This window comes from Aquimarina sp. 433 (assembly GCF_054054605.1).
The window spans coordinates 720530-734593 of the sequence record NZ_JBSWZK010000001.1 but is presented as its reverse complement, the minus strand read 5'-3'; the positions used below and the strand labels follow the sequence as shown (position 1 = coordinate 734593).

The window sequence follows — 14064 nt, the reverse complement described above, 5'->3', positions numbered from 1 at the left end:
ATATTTTATAGTTTTGATAAACTTTTGACCTATGGACTATATTATACGAGAAGGAGTGGCAGGAGATATGCCACAAGCACTTCAATTAATCAAAGAATTAGCCGTTTTTGAAAAAGAACCCGATGCTGTAGAAGTTACTGTAGATGATTTAGTAAAAGAAGGGTTTGGAAATAAACCATTGTTTCATTGCTTTGTCGCTGAGACATCAGTAGGTGAAATCGTAGGTTTGGCATTAGTTTATTTTAGATTTTCTACTTGGAAAGGAAGAACGGTTCATTTAGAAGATTTGATTGTGAGAGAATCTATGAGAGGTTCAGGTATTGGAATGGCTCTTTATAAAAGAGTGATGCAATATGGAACAGAAAAAGGTGTAAAACGTGTAGAATGGAATGTTTTGGATTGGAATACACCAGCAGTAAATTTTTATCTAAAAAGTGGTGCTAAGATTTTAGAAGGTTGGCAGGTAGTACAAATGGATGAACAAGGGTTACAAGCATTTGTGTCTAAGAATTAAGCTGAATTGTAGTATCGCATATCAGGAAATTAGATAAATCAATGAAAGTTTTTAAGTTTGGAGGAGCATCGGTAAAAGATGCCGAAGGAGTTCAAAATGTAATCAAGGTATTACAAAAAGTTGGGCATGCGGATACAATTATTATTATATCTGCTATGGGTAAGATGACAAATGCACTAGAAACAGTAGTTGCGAATTATCTAAACAAAAATCCTGAATTTAATAATTCTCTAGAGTTTATTAGAACATATCATCATGGGATTTTAAAAGACCTTTTTCCGAATGCACAACATCCAGTTTTTGAAAAAGTTACCTCCTTGATTTCTGATATGGAAACTATGTTGAGAAGAAATAAATCCGTACAATATGATTATGTTTATGATCAGACGGTGAGTTATGGAGAATTAATTTCTACAACTATTGTTAGTGAGTATTTGTCTGAAAAAGGATATACGAATACATTGTTGGATGCTCGTGATGTAATAAAAACGAATGATGATTACAGAGATGCTACTGTAGATTGGAAGCTAACTCAACAATGTATTAATGATAAAGTTGCTAAAACAGGGTTAACAATTACTCAGGGTTTTATTGGTTCCGATAGTAATAACTTTACGACCACTCTAGGAAGGGAAGGTAGTGATTATACTGCGGGGATTTTTGCCTATTGTACCAATGCCGCCAATGTTACTATATGGAAAGATGTTCCTGGTGTTTTAAATGGAGACCCAAGAGTTTTTCAGAACACAGAATTACTTTCACAAATTTCTTACGAAGAAGCAATTGAATTAGCTTTTTATGGAGCGTCTGTAATTCATCCTAAAACATTACAACCTCTACAAAGAAAAGAGATACCTTTATTTGTAAAATCATTTCTTAATCCGGAAAATGAAGGAACATCCGTAAGAAAAGGACAGAGTTTAGTCCCATATATGCCTTGTTTTATTGTTAAAAAAGATCAGATATTGTTATCACTTTCGTCTTTGGATTTTTCTTTCATTGTAGAAGAAAATATCAGCGAAATATTCAGTCTCTTCCATCAATACCATCTAAAAGTAGATCTTATTCAAAACTCTGCTATAAGTTTTTCTGTTTGTTTAGATGATAAATTTCATAATTTTGACGAGCTGTTAATTCACTTAAAAGCAAAATTTCGCGTAATCTATGAAAAGCATGTTTCGTTATTCACGATTAGACATTTTACAAGCAATGCAATTGAGTTTTTAGAAGAAAACAAGGATATTTTACTAAAACAGAGTACAAAAGAAACCTATCAAATGGTTGCAAAACAATAAGATACTCTATTCAATGATTTTGTTATATTTGTAGTTAGCACAAAACTTATTTAATGGCGGTAGTCACCTCAAAAGAAGTAGCCAAAGGGCTCAAATTAGATAAACTTGGTTTTATTGGCACTTTTGTTGGCTGGATGATTTTAAAAATCACAAGGTTATCAAAAATTAATCGTCAATATGACCGAATAAGTCATTTGGGGGGCGAGGATTTTGTAAACACGGTATTGGAGATGTACGGTGTTACTTTTGAAATTCCTCCAGAAGATTTAAAAAGGTTACCCAAAAGCGGTGCATTTATTACCCTTTCTAATCATCCGCTTGGTGGGTTGGACGGAGTTTTATTGCTAAAATTAATGTTAGAACACCGTTCGGATTATAAAATTATAGCGAATTTTTTACTTCATAATTTTGTTCCTTTAAAGCAGTATATCATGCCTGTAAATCCTTTTGAAGGAAGGAAAGAAGCAAAATCAAGCCTTAAAGGAATTAAAGATGCTATTAGGCATCTTAAAGAAGGAAAACCTTTGGGGATTTTTCCTGCTGGAGAAGTTTCTACTATTAAAGAAGGTAAGCAGTATGTAGATAGACCTTGGGAGCCAGGAGCTATGCGATTGGTGAAAAAGGCAAAAGTACCTGTAATTCCGATTTATTTTCATGCCAGAAATAGCCGATTGTTTTATCAATTAGCGTCAATGAACGATACCCTTAGAACTGCTAAATTACCTAGTGAACTATTCTCACAAGAGAATAAGGTAATTAAGGTTAGAATTGGGAATCCTGTTTCTGTAAAAGATCAGGAGGAGTATGCTAATATTGAAGATTTTACCACATTTTTACGTAAAAAGACGTACATGTTGGCAAATCCTTATGAGAAGAAAACATTAAGGGAATCTATTCCACAAAATCTTAAACTTCCTAAATCTCCTAAGCAAATCGCTTTAGAAGGTAGTATCAGTGCCATAGAATTGGAATTGGAGTATTGTAGAGAAAATGATAAGCGTTTACTTGCGAGCAAAAATTATGAGGTTTTCCTGGCAAAAACGGAATGTATTCCAAACGTAGTGCATGAAATAGGAAGATTACGGGAAATTACTTTTAGAGAAATAGGTGAAGGAACAAATCAGTCTATAGATTTAGATCCATTTGATGATTACTATCACCACATGTTTTTATGGGATAAAAGTGCCAAAAAATTAGCTGGTGCCTATAGAATGGGAATGGGTACAGAGATTTATTCTAAATATGGGATAGATGGATTTTACCTGCAAGATCTTTTTAGATTTGAGCCAGAACTGCATAAAATGATGAGCCAATCTATAGAAATGGGAAGGGCTTTTATTATCAAAGAATATCAGCAAAGACCAATGCCATTGTTTTTACTTTGGAAAGGAATTGTTCATTGTACCCTTAGATTTCCTGAGCACAAATATCTAATAGGCGGCGTAAGTATCAGTAATAAGTTTAGTAGCTTCTCTAAATCGTTGATGATAGAATTTATGAAATCTCATTATTATGATCCGTATGTTGCTCAGTATGTACGACCGAAGAAAGAGTTTAAGGTAAAACTAAAAGACGCTGATAAAGATTTTGTTTTTGATGAAAGTAGGAGTGATCTGAATAAGTTTGATAAAATTATTGATGAAATAGAACCTGGAAGCCTTCGTATACCAGTTCTAATAAAGAAATATATCAAGCAGAATGCTAAAGTAGTAGCATTTAATGTGGATCCTCTTTTTAATAATGCTGTAGATGGTTTAATGTATATCAGAATTGCAGATCTTCCTGATAGTACGGTTAAACCAGTGATGGAAGAATTTCAAGCGGAACTGGAGCAGAAGTACTTTAAGAATGCCGACAAATAATGTTATTGTCGGTGGTTTTGTGTATTTGATCGTAATATTCCCTTTTTTTAATAACCTATTTCTTTCAGTTCCTGAGATATTTTCCTAATTTAAAGGTTAAAATATCTAACTGTGGTAGTACAATACATTTATTTTGCAATTGCGCTGTTGGGCGTTATACTTTTTCTATTTCTGAATAAAAAGTTTTTCAAATGGTTACAGAGCAAAATAAGTAAATTAGAAAACAATATTTTCTTCGGAAGAACAAAATTCTCTCAGTTTTTTAGATTCATTACACCTAGGAGAGAAAGGCATATATTAACTTTTATTCTTAGACTACTTAAGATTACTGTTGTTTTAATCTTTTTCGTTTTCTATCTCCCTTTCTTATTTAGTTTGGTGCCGCAAACTAAAGAATATGCAGATGTAGTACTTGGATATATAAAGAAACCATTGATATTTTTATATGAAGGTTTAATTGGATTTATACCCAATCTCTTTTTTATAATTGTAATTTTTTTAGTTACTAAATATCTAATAAGATTCTTAAAATATGTTACTACAGAATTAGAGAAGGAAGCAGTTAGATTAGATGGTTTTCATGCGGATTGGGCGAGACCTACATTTAATCTATTACGTGTTTTTATTATAGCTTTTGCATTGATTATTGTTTTTCCTTATATCCCTGGTTCGGATTCTCCAGCTTTTAAGGGGTTATCTATTTTCTTTGGAATATTATTTTCTTTAGGATCTACATCAGCTATCTCTAATATTGTTGCCGGTGTTGTCATTACCTATATGAGGCCTTTCAAAGTAGGAGATAGGGTGGAGATTGGTAATACTATCGGCGATGTCACGGAAAGAAGTTTATTGGTAACCAGAATTAGAACAATTAAGAATTTAGATGTTACCATTCCTAATTCTTCCATTCTAGGAAATCATATTATCAATTTCACAAAAAATGCATCAGAAGATGTGGGTGTTATTTTACATACTTCGGTAACCATAGGATATGATGTACCAAGTGATGATGTAATTGAAGCTCTTAAAAAAGGAGCAAAGAGTACAGATAGCATATTATCGGAACCTGTACCCTTTGTGTTGATTAAAAGTTTGGATGACTTTTATGTGCATTATGAATTAAATGTTTACACAAAAAATCCAGAAAAGTCATCTAAGATTTATTCTGTATTACACGAAAATATTAAAAATGAACTGCATCAGGCAGGAATTGAGATTTTATCTCCTCACTATCACGCTGTAAGAGATGGAAATTCTCTGACGGTACCTCCTTCTAATATTCCTGAGAATTATGCCAAACCAGGTTTCAAAATTGATCGATAGGGTATTGTTGCATATTTAGGAAGTCTGTAGCACATTTTTAGCTACAAAATCTTTACAATACTCCTTAATCTGATTTCTGGTTTTTGTAAAAGCAGTATGAATTTCTTCTTCTGTCCCTTCTACTTTTGATGGATCAAAGAAGTTATAATGCAAACGTTCAGCTTTTCCAGGAAAGAATGGACATCTTTCCTTAGCGTTGTCACAAACTGTAAGTATATAATCAAATTTAATATCTAAATATTCATCTAGGTTGTTTGATGTATGATTTGATATATCGATATTATCTTCTTTCATAATAGCAATAGCTCTTGGATTAACTCCATGAGTTTCTACTCCTGCACTATACACTGTTGCGTTATCTGTTACAAAGTGTTTTAGATACCCTTCTGCCATTTGACTTCTACAAGAGTTTCCTGTACATAAAACTAAAATATTCATTTTGTGGTGTTTTGCGGTTATATAATTTTTTTACTTCTTCTTTCTAAAATGGTATTGTCATACCAAATGTGATTTAACTTAGCTACTTTTTCTCTATACCCAATGATTCTAAAACCTGCATTGGTGTGTAGTTTGATGCTAGCATAATTTTTACTAAAGATACCAGCTTGTAATGTCCAAAACCCTTCTTTTTCACTTTCGATAATCAAATTGGTCAAAAGTAACTTTCCGATACCTAAATTTCGATGTTTTGATGTTATATAAATGCTAACTTCTGCAACACCTTTATAAACTTCTCTTTTTGATGTAGGTGCTAGTGCTGCCCAACCTACCGTTTCGGTATCTAGAACAGCTTTTAGCCTACAAGAATTAATATGTGATGTATCCCATTGTTCCCATGTTGGAACAGTAGTCTCGAAAGTTGCAATTCCAGTTTCAATACCTTCTTTATAGATTGTAGCGATAGTAGGCCAATCTTGTTTGGTAAAATAAGTTATTTCGACTTCGGTACTCATTATTTCTAGCAACACCCACTTCCAGGTGCACAAGCATTTGCGGTAGCGTTTGTTTCGGGAACGCCACAAGTTTCTTTTGCTTTGCAATCTGTTGGTTGTACTGATAATCGGATGATTAATTTTCCTTCTTGAGCACTAAAACCAGTAATGTGTAAATGAGCGGTATGAAACATAGTATTACCGTATTCAATTTTTACTACCGCATCCATATCATAAGTTGATATTTTTCCCACTTTTTGGAGAATGCCCAACGCTTTATAGGTGGTTAGATAATCTGTTTTTCCTAGTTCTAATGGACTTTCCCATAACTGTATGATAGTTTCTTTCCAAGAATCCTTTCCGGCACCACAGTCTACAGAATCAATAGTAACATGCTTAACTTCGGTAACGTGATAGTTTGCACCTACTAACATTCCTGGTGCATATTCGAAAAGTAACGACTTCTCCTGATGTTCTCCCAATAGAGAGATAAATTCTGATGTATTCATAATGTATTTTTTAGTTTAACAACAATTCTGTTTGGTGGTGTTAAAAAATGAGTTCAAATTTTGTTGTAATGCATTCCAACTGTCAATATCAATACAATAACACATGCTTTTTCCTTCGATCTCTCCTTTTAATAATCCAATACTCTTTAATTCCTTCAAATGTTGGGATATGGTAGCTTGCGCTAAACCTATTTCTTCTACCAGATCATTACATATACAAGCATTTTGTTTACTGATGTATTGTAGTATGGCAATTCTTGCTGGATGTCCAAGTATTTTAAAAAGTTGGGCCAATTCATTTTGCCTTTGATCAAATATTTGCGTTTTAGTAATACCCATATTTAAATTATAATATCGCAATATTACGATAATAAAATAAAACTAAAAAGCCAAAATTGTTTTTTTTGGCTTTTTATCCTATTTCTAGAACCAAGGTTTTCTGCCTACTTGATATGTTTGATAAAATTCGTCATCTGATTTTGTAAGATAAATGATACCTTCTATAATTCCTATAAGACCTCCAGCTCCACAAGTTACTACTGATATTACTAGTTGGATTAAGCCTTCTTTTGTATATCCTAATACGAATTTGTGAATGCCTAAAGAACCAAATAAAATCCCTAAAATACCTGCTAGAACCTTTTTATTGTCTCCAGTTACTTCATTAAAAGTTTCTTTGGCTTCTTTTGCAAACTCATTTGCCGTTTCTTTGGCATCTTCTGCAAAATCACTAATAGCATCTTTGGCATCATCTGCAAATTCACCTGCTTTTTCGGATGCCTTTTTAGCAGCATCTTTTGCACTATCAAAAGCTTCTTCAGCCCCTTTTTTTAGATCGTCACCAAGGTTTTTGTTTTCTTCGCTCATAAATAACAGTTATATAATTGATTAGTGAGTAGAAAGTTACAAAAAATATTTATCTCTTTTTGGCTTATAGAAATGCCTTGTCCACGGGTTCCCAGAGTTCAATTTTATTTCCTTCAGGATCTAGAATCCAACCAAATTTTCCATAGTCATACTCCTCAATTTCTCCTACTATTTGGACTCCTTCTTCCTTTAAGACCTTAAGAAGTTCTTCTAGGTTTTCTACCCTAAAATTCATCATAAACTGTTTTTTACTTGGTGTAAAATAGCTCGTATCTTCTTTAAAAGGACTCCATTGTGTAGAACAATCATTTCCTTCTTTATCTTTCCACCAAAAAGTACAGCCGTAGTCATCAACTGGTAATCCCAGATGTTTTCCATACCATTCTTTAGTAGCTTTTGGATCCTTTGTTTTAAAGAAAAATCCTCCTAATCCAGTTACTCTTTTCATATTTATATGTTTTTAGTAATTCCCTTGAAGAAGGGAATCTTATAAAATCGTTATTACTTACTTCTTTTTTACATTAGCTTCATATAATTCTATCCATTGTTTTGGAGTCATTTTAGAAGCAAGTTCTCCAATTAGTTGCATGGGAATTGTTTCAATTTTTTTAAATCGGACGCAACTTTTGCCCATATCTAGTTTTGTTTTTACATATTTAGGGTATTCTCCAACAAACCAATCCATTAAATTTTTATCCGCATAGATACCAGAATGATATACCGCAATAAAGTTCTTTTGAGATGCAATATTCATAAATGGTAAGGGTAATTTAGGATCACAATGATATCCGTTAGGGTATAGCTCATGAGGAACTACGTACCCTATCATTCCATAACTCATTACTTCTGAGAATCCATCTGGAAGATTCTCCAAAATCACTTTTCTAAGGGTTTGCATGACTTCTTTACGTTCTTCTGGGATGGCATTGATATACTCTTCTGGTGAGTTTGCTTTATACTGCATGATCTGGTTTTGTTTTAGTTATTGGCGGTTGATTTTCTTTGCAAAATGAGACCTGAAATTAACGAAATTATAAATCCTATGATAAGAACAGTAAATGACATTAATAAAAAATTCATGACCGGACTTGAGAACAACTCCTTTTCGGCTTCAAGTTCTGCAAGCTTTATTTTAAATTCTTCTTCAGGAAGCGTTGTTTTCATTTGCTCTACCATATGCCCATAATATTCTGCAGCAAAATCTGGATTTATATATAAAATATAGATGACATCGATAATCCCAAATGCCAATGCGGCAAATAAAGATATTAGCATTCCTATTAGGAGGGCTTTTCCAAAAGAAACAATGCCATTATTCTCATGATCTCTATAATGTTTGATCCCAAAAAAAACGAAAAGTAAAGAAACGACCATGCTTGTGTAGCCAATAACTTCTTGTGCGAAATAGGAAAGATTTCTACCTAAAGTAAGTGCTAATAGAAACAATATAGATATGGTGATAGCACCATAAATTCCATAACGAATAACTGTGTTTTTCATTTGTATATGTATTTATAAGGTTGAGTTCAAAAGTAAATTAGGTGCCCAAAAAACTACTCATACTAAAGTATGAAATCTTATTTTTAGCTAAAAGTGGTGATATTGTTTGTAGTGTACTTAGTAGTACTTTAGTGCTAAGTATTATTAAAAAGAAATGATTTTTAACTCTTTAGCAATTTGTATGGCTTGGGTTCTTCGTTTGGCGCCTAATTTAACTAGAATGTTTGATACGTGTGTTTTTATCGTACTTTCTGAAACAAAAAGTTTGTTGGCAATTTCTTTATTCGATAAACCTAAAGCTATTTCGCATAAAACTTCATACTCTCGTTTACTCAGTCCAAGCTGTGTGATTTTTTTATGATCAATTTCTTTACCAGAAGTTTTGTTTTTATGAAGTACCTTTCTGTTGATCATTACTCCAATAACAAAAAAGATAATTGCTATAGCAGCTAGAATAAATTCAATAGAGGTATTGCCTGAAACAAAACTGTATTTACTTAACTTAAATAGGGTAAGCAATGCCAGTACTAAAGCTCCAAAAATAAAAACGGTTTTCTTCACAATATAAATGTAACAAAACTAAAGTTTAATTGCCTCCAGAAATTACCTTGCTAATTTTATTTTGAAAGTATGACAATTTCCTTTTGAAGATTTTCTTTTGCTTGCCTTTCAAAATTATCAAAGAAATAATCGGTCTTAAAAATACGAGGCATTTTTAGGAAATGTTTTAGCACTTCAATTCTTCCTTTGTTGTAAATAAAATCTGGATAGTATTTGTACTCTTTTCTTACCTGTTTATAATAGGTTTCATAATTATGCCAACTACTTCCTAAAATTGAAAGATCAGCATCGGTAAAGTAATTAATATCATTGATTTCAGATATTTGATGTCCCTTTGTAGCGATGATAATTTCTTTACAGAGTTCAATTCTTTGTGGATCTATTCCTAATGATTCTAGAACTTCTTTTACCTTTAAAGCACTTTGTTCTTCATTATCTTTTTTGAGAACATTATAAATATAATCATGATAGAAAATGGAAAACAAAATCATATCCCAATCAGCTATTTTGTCTTGTACAACTAGTAATTTCTGATATACATTTTCTAGGTGTGATAAGTTATGATAATAGCGATTTTTCTTATTGTGTTTTTTCAATATTTGACTCCAAAGAGTCGTCTATGACTTGAGAGTCATCAGAATAAGTAGAAACAAGTGTTGTGAAAATTTCCTTTAGCAAAATTGGGCTTTGATTTTATCTACAATTGTTTGTGCTAATTTTTCTTTAGATTCAATAGTCCACCCTGCAATATGCGGACTTAAGATAACATTATCGAATTGCAATAATTTTTTTAGAGGCTCTGGCATTTCGTTTTCTGAGGTAAATAGGTTTTCGAATGAAGATTTTTCATATTCTAACACATCCAATCCTGCACCTAAAATTTTACCGGACTCCAAAGCATTCACTAAATCTTTAGTCACTACACTTTTTCCTCTTGCTGTATTAATGAGCCAAAATGGTTTTTTAAAGTTATCGATAAACGAAGCATTGACCATTTTATCGGTTAATGGAGTCCAAGGAGTGTGTAGACTTAATACATCCGTTTTCTCAAAGAGTTCTTCTAAGTCTACTTGTGTAGCATCACTATTTTCCACATCTTCTTTAATATCATAACAAATTACTTCTACATCAAATCCTCTTAGTTTGCGAGCAAATGCTCTTCCCATATTTCCATATCCTATGATACCAACTGTTTTTAGATCCAATTCAATTCCACGATTCTCTTCTCGATTCCAAGCTCCTTTTCTTACCTGTTGGTCTGCGGTGTTTAATTTATTAAAAAGAGACAATAACATTCCTAACGCATGTTCTCCAACAGCATTTCGATTTCCTTCAGGTGCTGAAAAAAGTTGAATCCCTTTTTTCTGAGCATACTCTATATCAATACTTTCTAAACCGGCTCCGACACGTCCTATGAATTTTAGATTTGTTGCCTTATCTATGAATGTTTTGTCAATTTTAAATCTACTTCGTATAATTACGCCATCATATCGATCTATTTTTTCTTCTATTTCAGATTTTATAGCTTGATAATCTTCATCATTTTGAAATCCTAACGCTTCTAATTGTTTAATAAGTAAGGGATGATTTTCATCTATATGTAATATTTTCATGAATAACTATTGGTTGACTTTTGATTTTGTAAAAAGACACTTCGATGCTCAAAAATACTTTTAGTCATACTCCAGCATCCACTTGGTCTACAAGATAAATTAATTCGTAAGGTATTCTTAAAAGGTCAAAAAATAGTTAATAAAAGATTAAAAGTATAACGAGTATTAATTTTGTTGTATTACTATGTAGCTGAGGGAATAAAAATCGTTTTTACCCTATCTATGATTCCTTGGAGAATACTAAAAATTGCATCCGAAGAAAATCCACCTATTAATGCTAATAAACTTTTATTAAATAGATTGATATTCTTACCATCTTCTTGGTAAAAGGAAATGATTTCTGACGAAATAATTCCAGCGATTATACCTAATATAATAAGGGCTGCATAATATATGGTGTCTTCAGGAACTAGAGTTCCGTTTTTAACTGCTGTACTTGCATTTTTTAGCAGATAAAAAAGTACTCCTAATCCTGATATGGATGTTAAAAAACCGAGGTTGAGCAATAAAGAAATACCTTGATTCTCCATGATGCCTTTGTCTAGCGAATCATTATTTACTTCAGGAGAAATTCCTGTAACAATAAATGCGACTAGAAAGATTAAAGATAACAGTACTAGGTTTCTTAGAATCGGTAATTTACTAAGGAAATTTTTCCCTTTACCTTGCTCTCTAATTTTTCTTATAAATTCAATAGATTTTGGAGTAGCAGGAGCAACGTTTTTGCATAATAAATTATGAGCATTAATAAGATCATCTACAGAGCTATTTTGGATTAGTGTGTTTACTTCCGTATTAATTGTAATACCATTAAAAATGGCGTAGGATAACATATTATTTATTTCATCGCTAAGAGTTTGAATGATGTTTTCCGATATTCCAGGAATTATTTTTGTTGTATTTGTCTTATTTGGTGTATTCGAAGTAGGATTTTTTTCAACTGTAGTGGTCATATTGTTTTGAATTTTGAGCGTAGGTTTTAATAAGGTTAAAACTATAAAATAAGAATGAGGGAAAATATCGTATTTATACGTGTTTTTAGCGTTATGAAGATTATGCTTTTGAATAATAAGTGGTTTATGAAAACAATAATAATAGAGAGTTTATTCAATAAGTAAAGGGTACATCAGAGATCTGAGTTCTGGAGCTTATTTTGTTAAATTAGGCATACCAAATAGTAAAAGATATATGTTGATTAAAAACTAAAGAAAACCACATTTTTGGTAAGTATAATTTTATCGATAGCACTATTAATGAACTAATAATTCCTAGCAAACCACTTAAATTTTTAGGTGGTTTACAGGTTTTTAAGATGAATTGATGAAGAAATTACTCTATTTTAACATATTATAAAAAAACACTACCTAAGTTATGTGAAACAAGTAATTTTATTTTGTAACTTGACCAAGATTTATAAAAAATAGCGGAAATTTTAGTTTTTTTTACTATACTTATAATGTACAAACCCAAAATTACTATACTATGAGAGTACTACTACTATTATCATTTGTTTTATCCCTACTTGTTTCTTGCAAGTCGCAACAGAAAAGCGAAGGCCTTACTGAAAATGAAGGCATCGAGTCGATAACTGAGGATGAACTACTTACTGGAAAAGTTCTAGGTAAGCGCAAGAAGAAAATGCAGTATGTTGCTGTAAAACTGGTCGTCGACGAGAATACTTGTATGAAAGCCTACACTGACGAAGATGGACTGTATGATTTTTTGGTAAATCCTAGTAAGTTAAATGAGAATAGTTATTTCGAATTTGTATACAAGGGATATGTAAAAAAGCAAGTTCCTTATAGCGAAATAGCAAAAAATGGAACGGTTACATTAAGTACAAAGGGAGAGGTCGTAACCACTACAGATTATAGACTTTTTTATGAAGCCGTAAGGTCTTGTAAAGAAGAGCTATAAATTCTATATCAATACTATCTTATTGATTTTAGGATCAGCATAATATGTGTGTTTACTTATTATGTTAAGGATATTTTATGCTTAGTTTTGGCGGATTTATAAATAGCTTCCACAATTCTAATATCTTTTATTCCTTCTTCTCCAGGAACAATCATATCAGTATTGTTTATGATAGAAAGTGCGTCATCATCCATCTGTTTGGCCTGCTGGTTAGCAATATAAGTATTCAGTTGTTTTCCATCACTTGTCGTTCCCTTTACGCCAGAATACATAGAAAATGGTTGCAATTGATACCAACCGTTGGCTGCATCAACATGAAGTCTATGCATATCATGACCTAAACTTGTTTTTCCGTATGCAATTGCGCCTGATGGAAATTCTAATGTAAAATGAGTAGTTTCATCAGTTTCTGTAAATATGTTTGGTCTAGTAGTCATTTGTTCAGCTACTACAGAAATAGGTTCTTCACCAGTGGCATATCGCGCAGCGTTTAAAGAATAAACTCCCAAGTCATACATTGTTCCACCACCTAATTTTGCGTCTAATCGCCAGCTTTTTTTGGGATTTCCTACGTAATAACCTATTTCGGCATGAACGGTTTTTATTTTACCGTAAGGTTTAGTCGATGCCCATTGTATAACTTTTTGAGTATTAGGTTCATGCTGCATACGATATCCAATAGCTAGTTTCACTTTATTCTTTTGACATGCATTTATAATGGATTGGCATTCTTCTTCGGTTTTCGCCATTGGTTTTTCACACCAAACGTGTTTTCCAGTATTAGCAGCTTTAATCGCATATTTAGCATGTAAACCTGTGGGTAAAACGATGTAAATAACATCTATATCTGGATTGTTCGCTATGCGATCCATCGTTTCGTAGTTGTAAACATTTTTGTCGGGTATGCCATATTTTTGTTGCCAAATAGGAATTTTAGAAGGCGTTCCAGTAACGATTCCAGTAAGTTTGCAATGCTTGGTTAATTGTAAAGCAGGTGCTAACACAGTAGTACTATAGTTTCCAAGCGCGACAAGACATACGCCTAACTTTTTTTCAGATGAATTAGCAAGTAAATATTGAGAAGGAATAAGACTATATCCAGCAGCTAAACCAATATTACGTATAAAAGTTCTTCTATTTAAACTCATAACTCCAATAATTTAAGATTCAA

At 32.3% G+C, this 14064-nt stretch carries 18 protein-coding genes; 5 read left to right on the top strand and 13 right to left on the bottom strand.

The features are described from left to right. Window positions 1-31: 31 nt before the first annotated feature. From ACWNT5_RS03130 to ACWNT5_RS03115, 4 genes are all read left to right on the top strand, one after another. Window positions 32-514: a GNAT family N-acetyltransferase gene (locus tag ACWNT5_RS03130; protein ID WP_299604293.1), complete on the top strand. Its 483-nt coding sequence runs from the start codon at window positions 32-34 to the stop codon at window positions 512-514. A 41-nt stretch (window positions 515-555) separates the two neighbouring features. Continuing rightward, on the top strand, window positions 556-1809 hold the full coding sequence (locus ACWNT5_RS03125; protein ID WP_299604291.1) for an aspartate kinase: 1254 nt from the start codon (window positions 556-558) through the stop codon (window positions 1807-1809). Window positions 1810-1862: 53 nt separating this feature from the next. Beyond that, the gene (locus ACWNT5_RS03120; protein ID WP_299604289.1) at window positions 1863-3671 is read left to right on the top strand and encodes a lysophospholipid acyltransferase family protein; all 1809 of its coding nucleotides are present in this window, start codon (window positions 1863-1865) and stop codon (window positions 3669-3671) included. A 111-nt stretch (window positions 3672-3782) separates the two neighbouring features. Further along, window positions 3783-4994 (top strand): mechanosensitive ion channel family protein, encoded by a 1212-nt coding sequence (locus ACWNT5_RS03115; protein ID WP_299604287.1) that lies wholly within the window; start codon window positions 3783-3785, stop codon window positions 4992-4994. Window positions 4995-5009: 15 nt separating this feature from the next. On the opposite strand, the gene ACWNT5_RS03110 is transcribed toward ACWNT5_RS03115, so the two are convergent. From ACWNT5_RS03110 to ACWNT5_RS03055, 12 genes are all read right to left on the bottom strand, one after another. Further along, window positions 5010-5432 (bottom strand): arsenate reductase ArsC, encoded by a 423-nt coding sequence (locus ACWNT5_RS03110; RefSeq protein ID WP_299604284.1) that lies wholly within the window; start codon window positions 5430-5432, stop codon window positions 5010-5012. Window positions 5433-5449: 17 nt separating this feature from the next. Continuing rightward, window positions 5450-5947 carry a GNAT family N-acetyltransferase gene (locus ACWNT5_RS03105; protein WP_299604282.1) on the bottom strand — a complete coding sequence of 166 codons (498 nt, stop codon included), beginning with the start codon at window positions 5945-5947 and terminating at the stop codon, window positions 5450-5452. A 5-nt stretch (window positions 5948-5952) separates the two neighbouring features. Next, window positions 5953-6435 (bottom strand): DUF6428 family protein, encoded by a 483-nt coding sequence (locus tag ACWNT5_RS03100; RefSeq protein WP_299604279.1) that lies wholly within the window; start codon window positions 6433-6435, stop codon window positions 5953-5955. Window positions 6436-6450: 15 nt separating this feature from the next. Next, window positions 6451-6774, bottom strand: coding sequence for an ArsR/SmtB family transcription factor (locus tag ACWNT5_RS03095; RefSeq protein WP_299604276.1), 324 nt, complete (start codon window positions 6772-6774; stop codon window positions 6451-6453). An 84-nt stretch (window positions 6775-6858) separates the two neighbouring features. Then, window positions 6859-7302 carry an NINE protein gene (locus ACWNT5_RS03090; protein WP_299604273.1) on the bottom strand — a complete coding sequence of 148 codons (444 nt, stop codon included), beginning with the start codon at window positions 7300-7302 and terminating at the stop codon, window positions 6859-6861. A gap of 64 nt (window positions 7303-7366) precedes the next feature. After that, window positions 7367-7750 (bottom strand): VOC family protein, encoded by a 384-nt coding sequence (locus ACWNT5_RS03085; RefSeq protein ID WP_299604271.1) that lies wholly within the window; start codon window positions 7748-7750, stop codon window positions 7367-7369. 57 nt (window positions 7751-7807) lie between these two features. Then, window positions 7808-8266 carry a DUF1801 domain-containing protein gene (locus tag ACWNT5_RS03080; RefSeq protein WP_299604268.1) on the bottom strand — a complete coding sequence of 153 codons (459 nt, stop codon included), beginning with the start codon at window positions 8264-8266 and terminating at the stop codon, window positions 7808-7810. Between the two features lie 14 nt (window positions 8267-8280). Continuing rightward, entirely contained in the window at window positions 8281-8802 is a 522-nt protein-coding gene (locus tag ACWNT5_RS03075) for a DUF4199 domain-containing protein (protein ID WP_299604265.1), read from the bottom strand. 144 nt (window positions 8803-8946) lie between these two features. After that, window positions 8947-9363, bottom strand: coding sequence for a response regulator transcription factor (locus tag ACWNT5_RS03070; protein ID WP_299604262.1), 417 nt, complete (start codon window positions 9361-9363; stop codon window positions 8947-8949). A gap of 56 nt (window positions 9364-9419) precedes the next feature. Next, window positions 9420-9959 carry an HD domain-containing protein gene (locus ACWNT5_RS03065; protein WP_456516577.1) on the bottom strand — a complete coding sequence of 180 codons (540 nt, stop codon included), beginning with the start codon at window positions 9957-9959 and terminating at the stop codon, window positions 9420-9422. A 75-nt stretch (window positions 9960-10034) separates the two neighbouring features. Next, window positions 10035-10976 (bottom strand): 2-hydroxyacid dehydrogenase, encoded by a 942-nt coding sequence (locus ACWNT5_RS03060; protein WP_299604258.1) that lies wholly within the window; start codon window positions 10974-10976, stop codon window positions 10035-10037. Window positions 10977-11158: 182 nt separating this feature from the next. Beyond that, on the bottom strand, window positions 11159-11929 hold the full coding sequence (locus ACWNT5_RS03055; RefSeq protein ID WP_456516576.1) for a hypothetical protein: 771 nt from the start codon (window positions 11927-11929) through the stop codon (window positions 11159-11161). 529 nt (window positions 11930-12458) lie between these two features. Between ACWNT5_RS03055 and ACWNT5_RS03050 the strand changes: the two genes are divergently transcribed. Then, window positions 12459-12893 carry a hypothetical protein gene (locus ACWNT5_RS03050; RefSeq protein WP_299604254.1) on the top strand — a complete coding sequence of 145 codons (435 nt, stop codon included), beginning with the start codon at window positions 12459-12461 and terminating at the stop codon, window positions 12891-12893. Between the two features lie 59 nt (window positions 12894-12952). Here the strand turns inward: ACWNT5_RS03050 and ACWNT5_RS03045 are convergent, their stop codons facing one another. Continuing rightward, window positions 12953-14041 carry a Gfo/Idh/MocA family protein gene (locus ACWNT5_RS03045; protein WP_456516575.1) on the bottom strand — a complete coding sequence of 363 codons (1089 nt, stop codon included), beginning with the start codon at window positions 14039-14041 and terminating at the stop codon, window positions 12953-12955. Window positions 14042-14064: the final 23 nt, after the last annotated feature.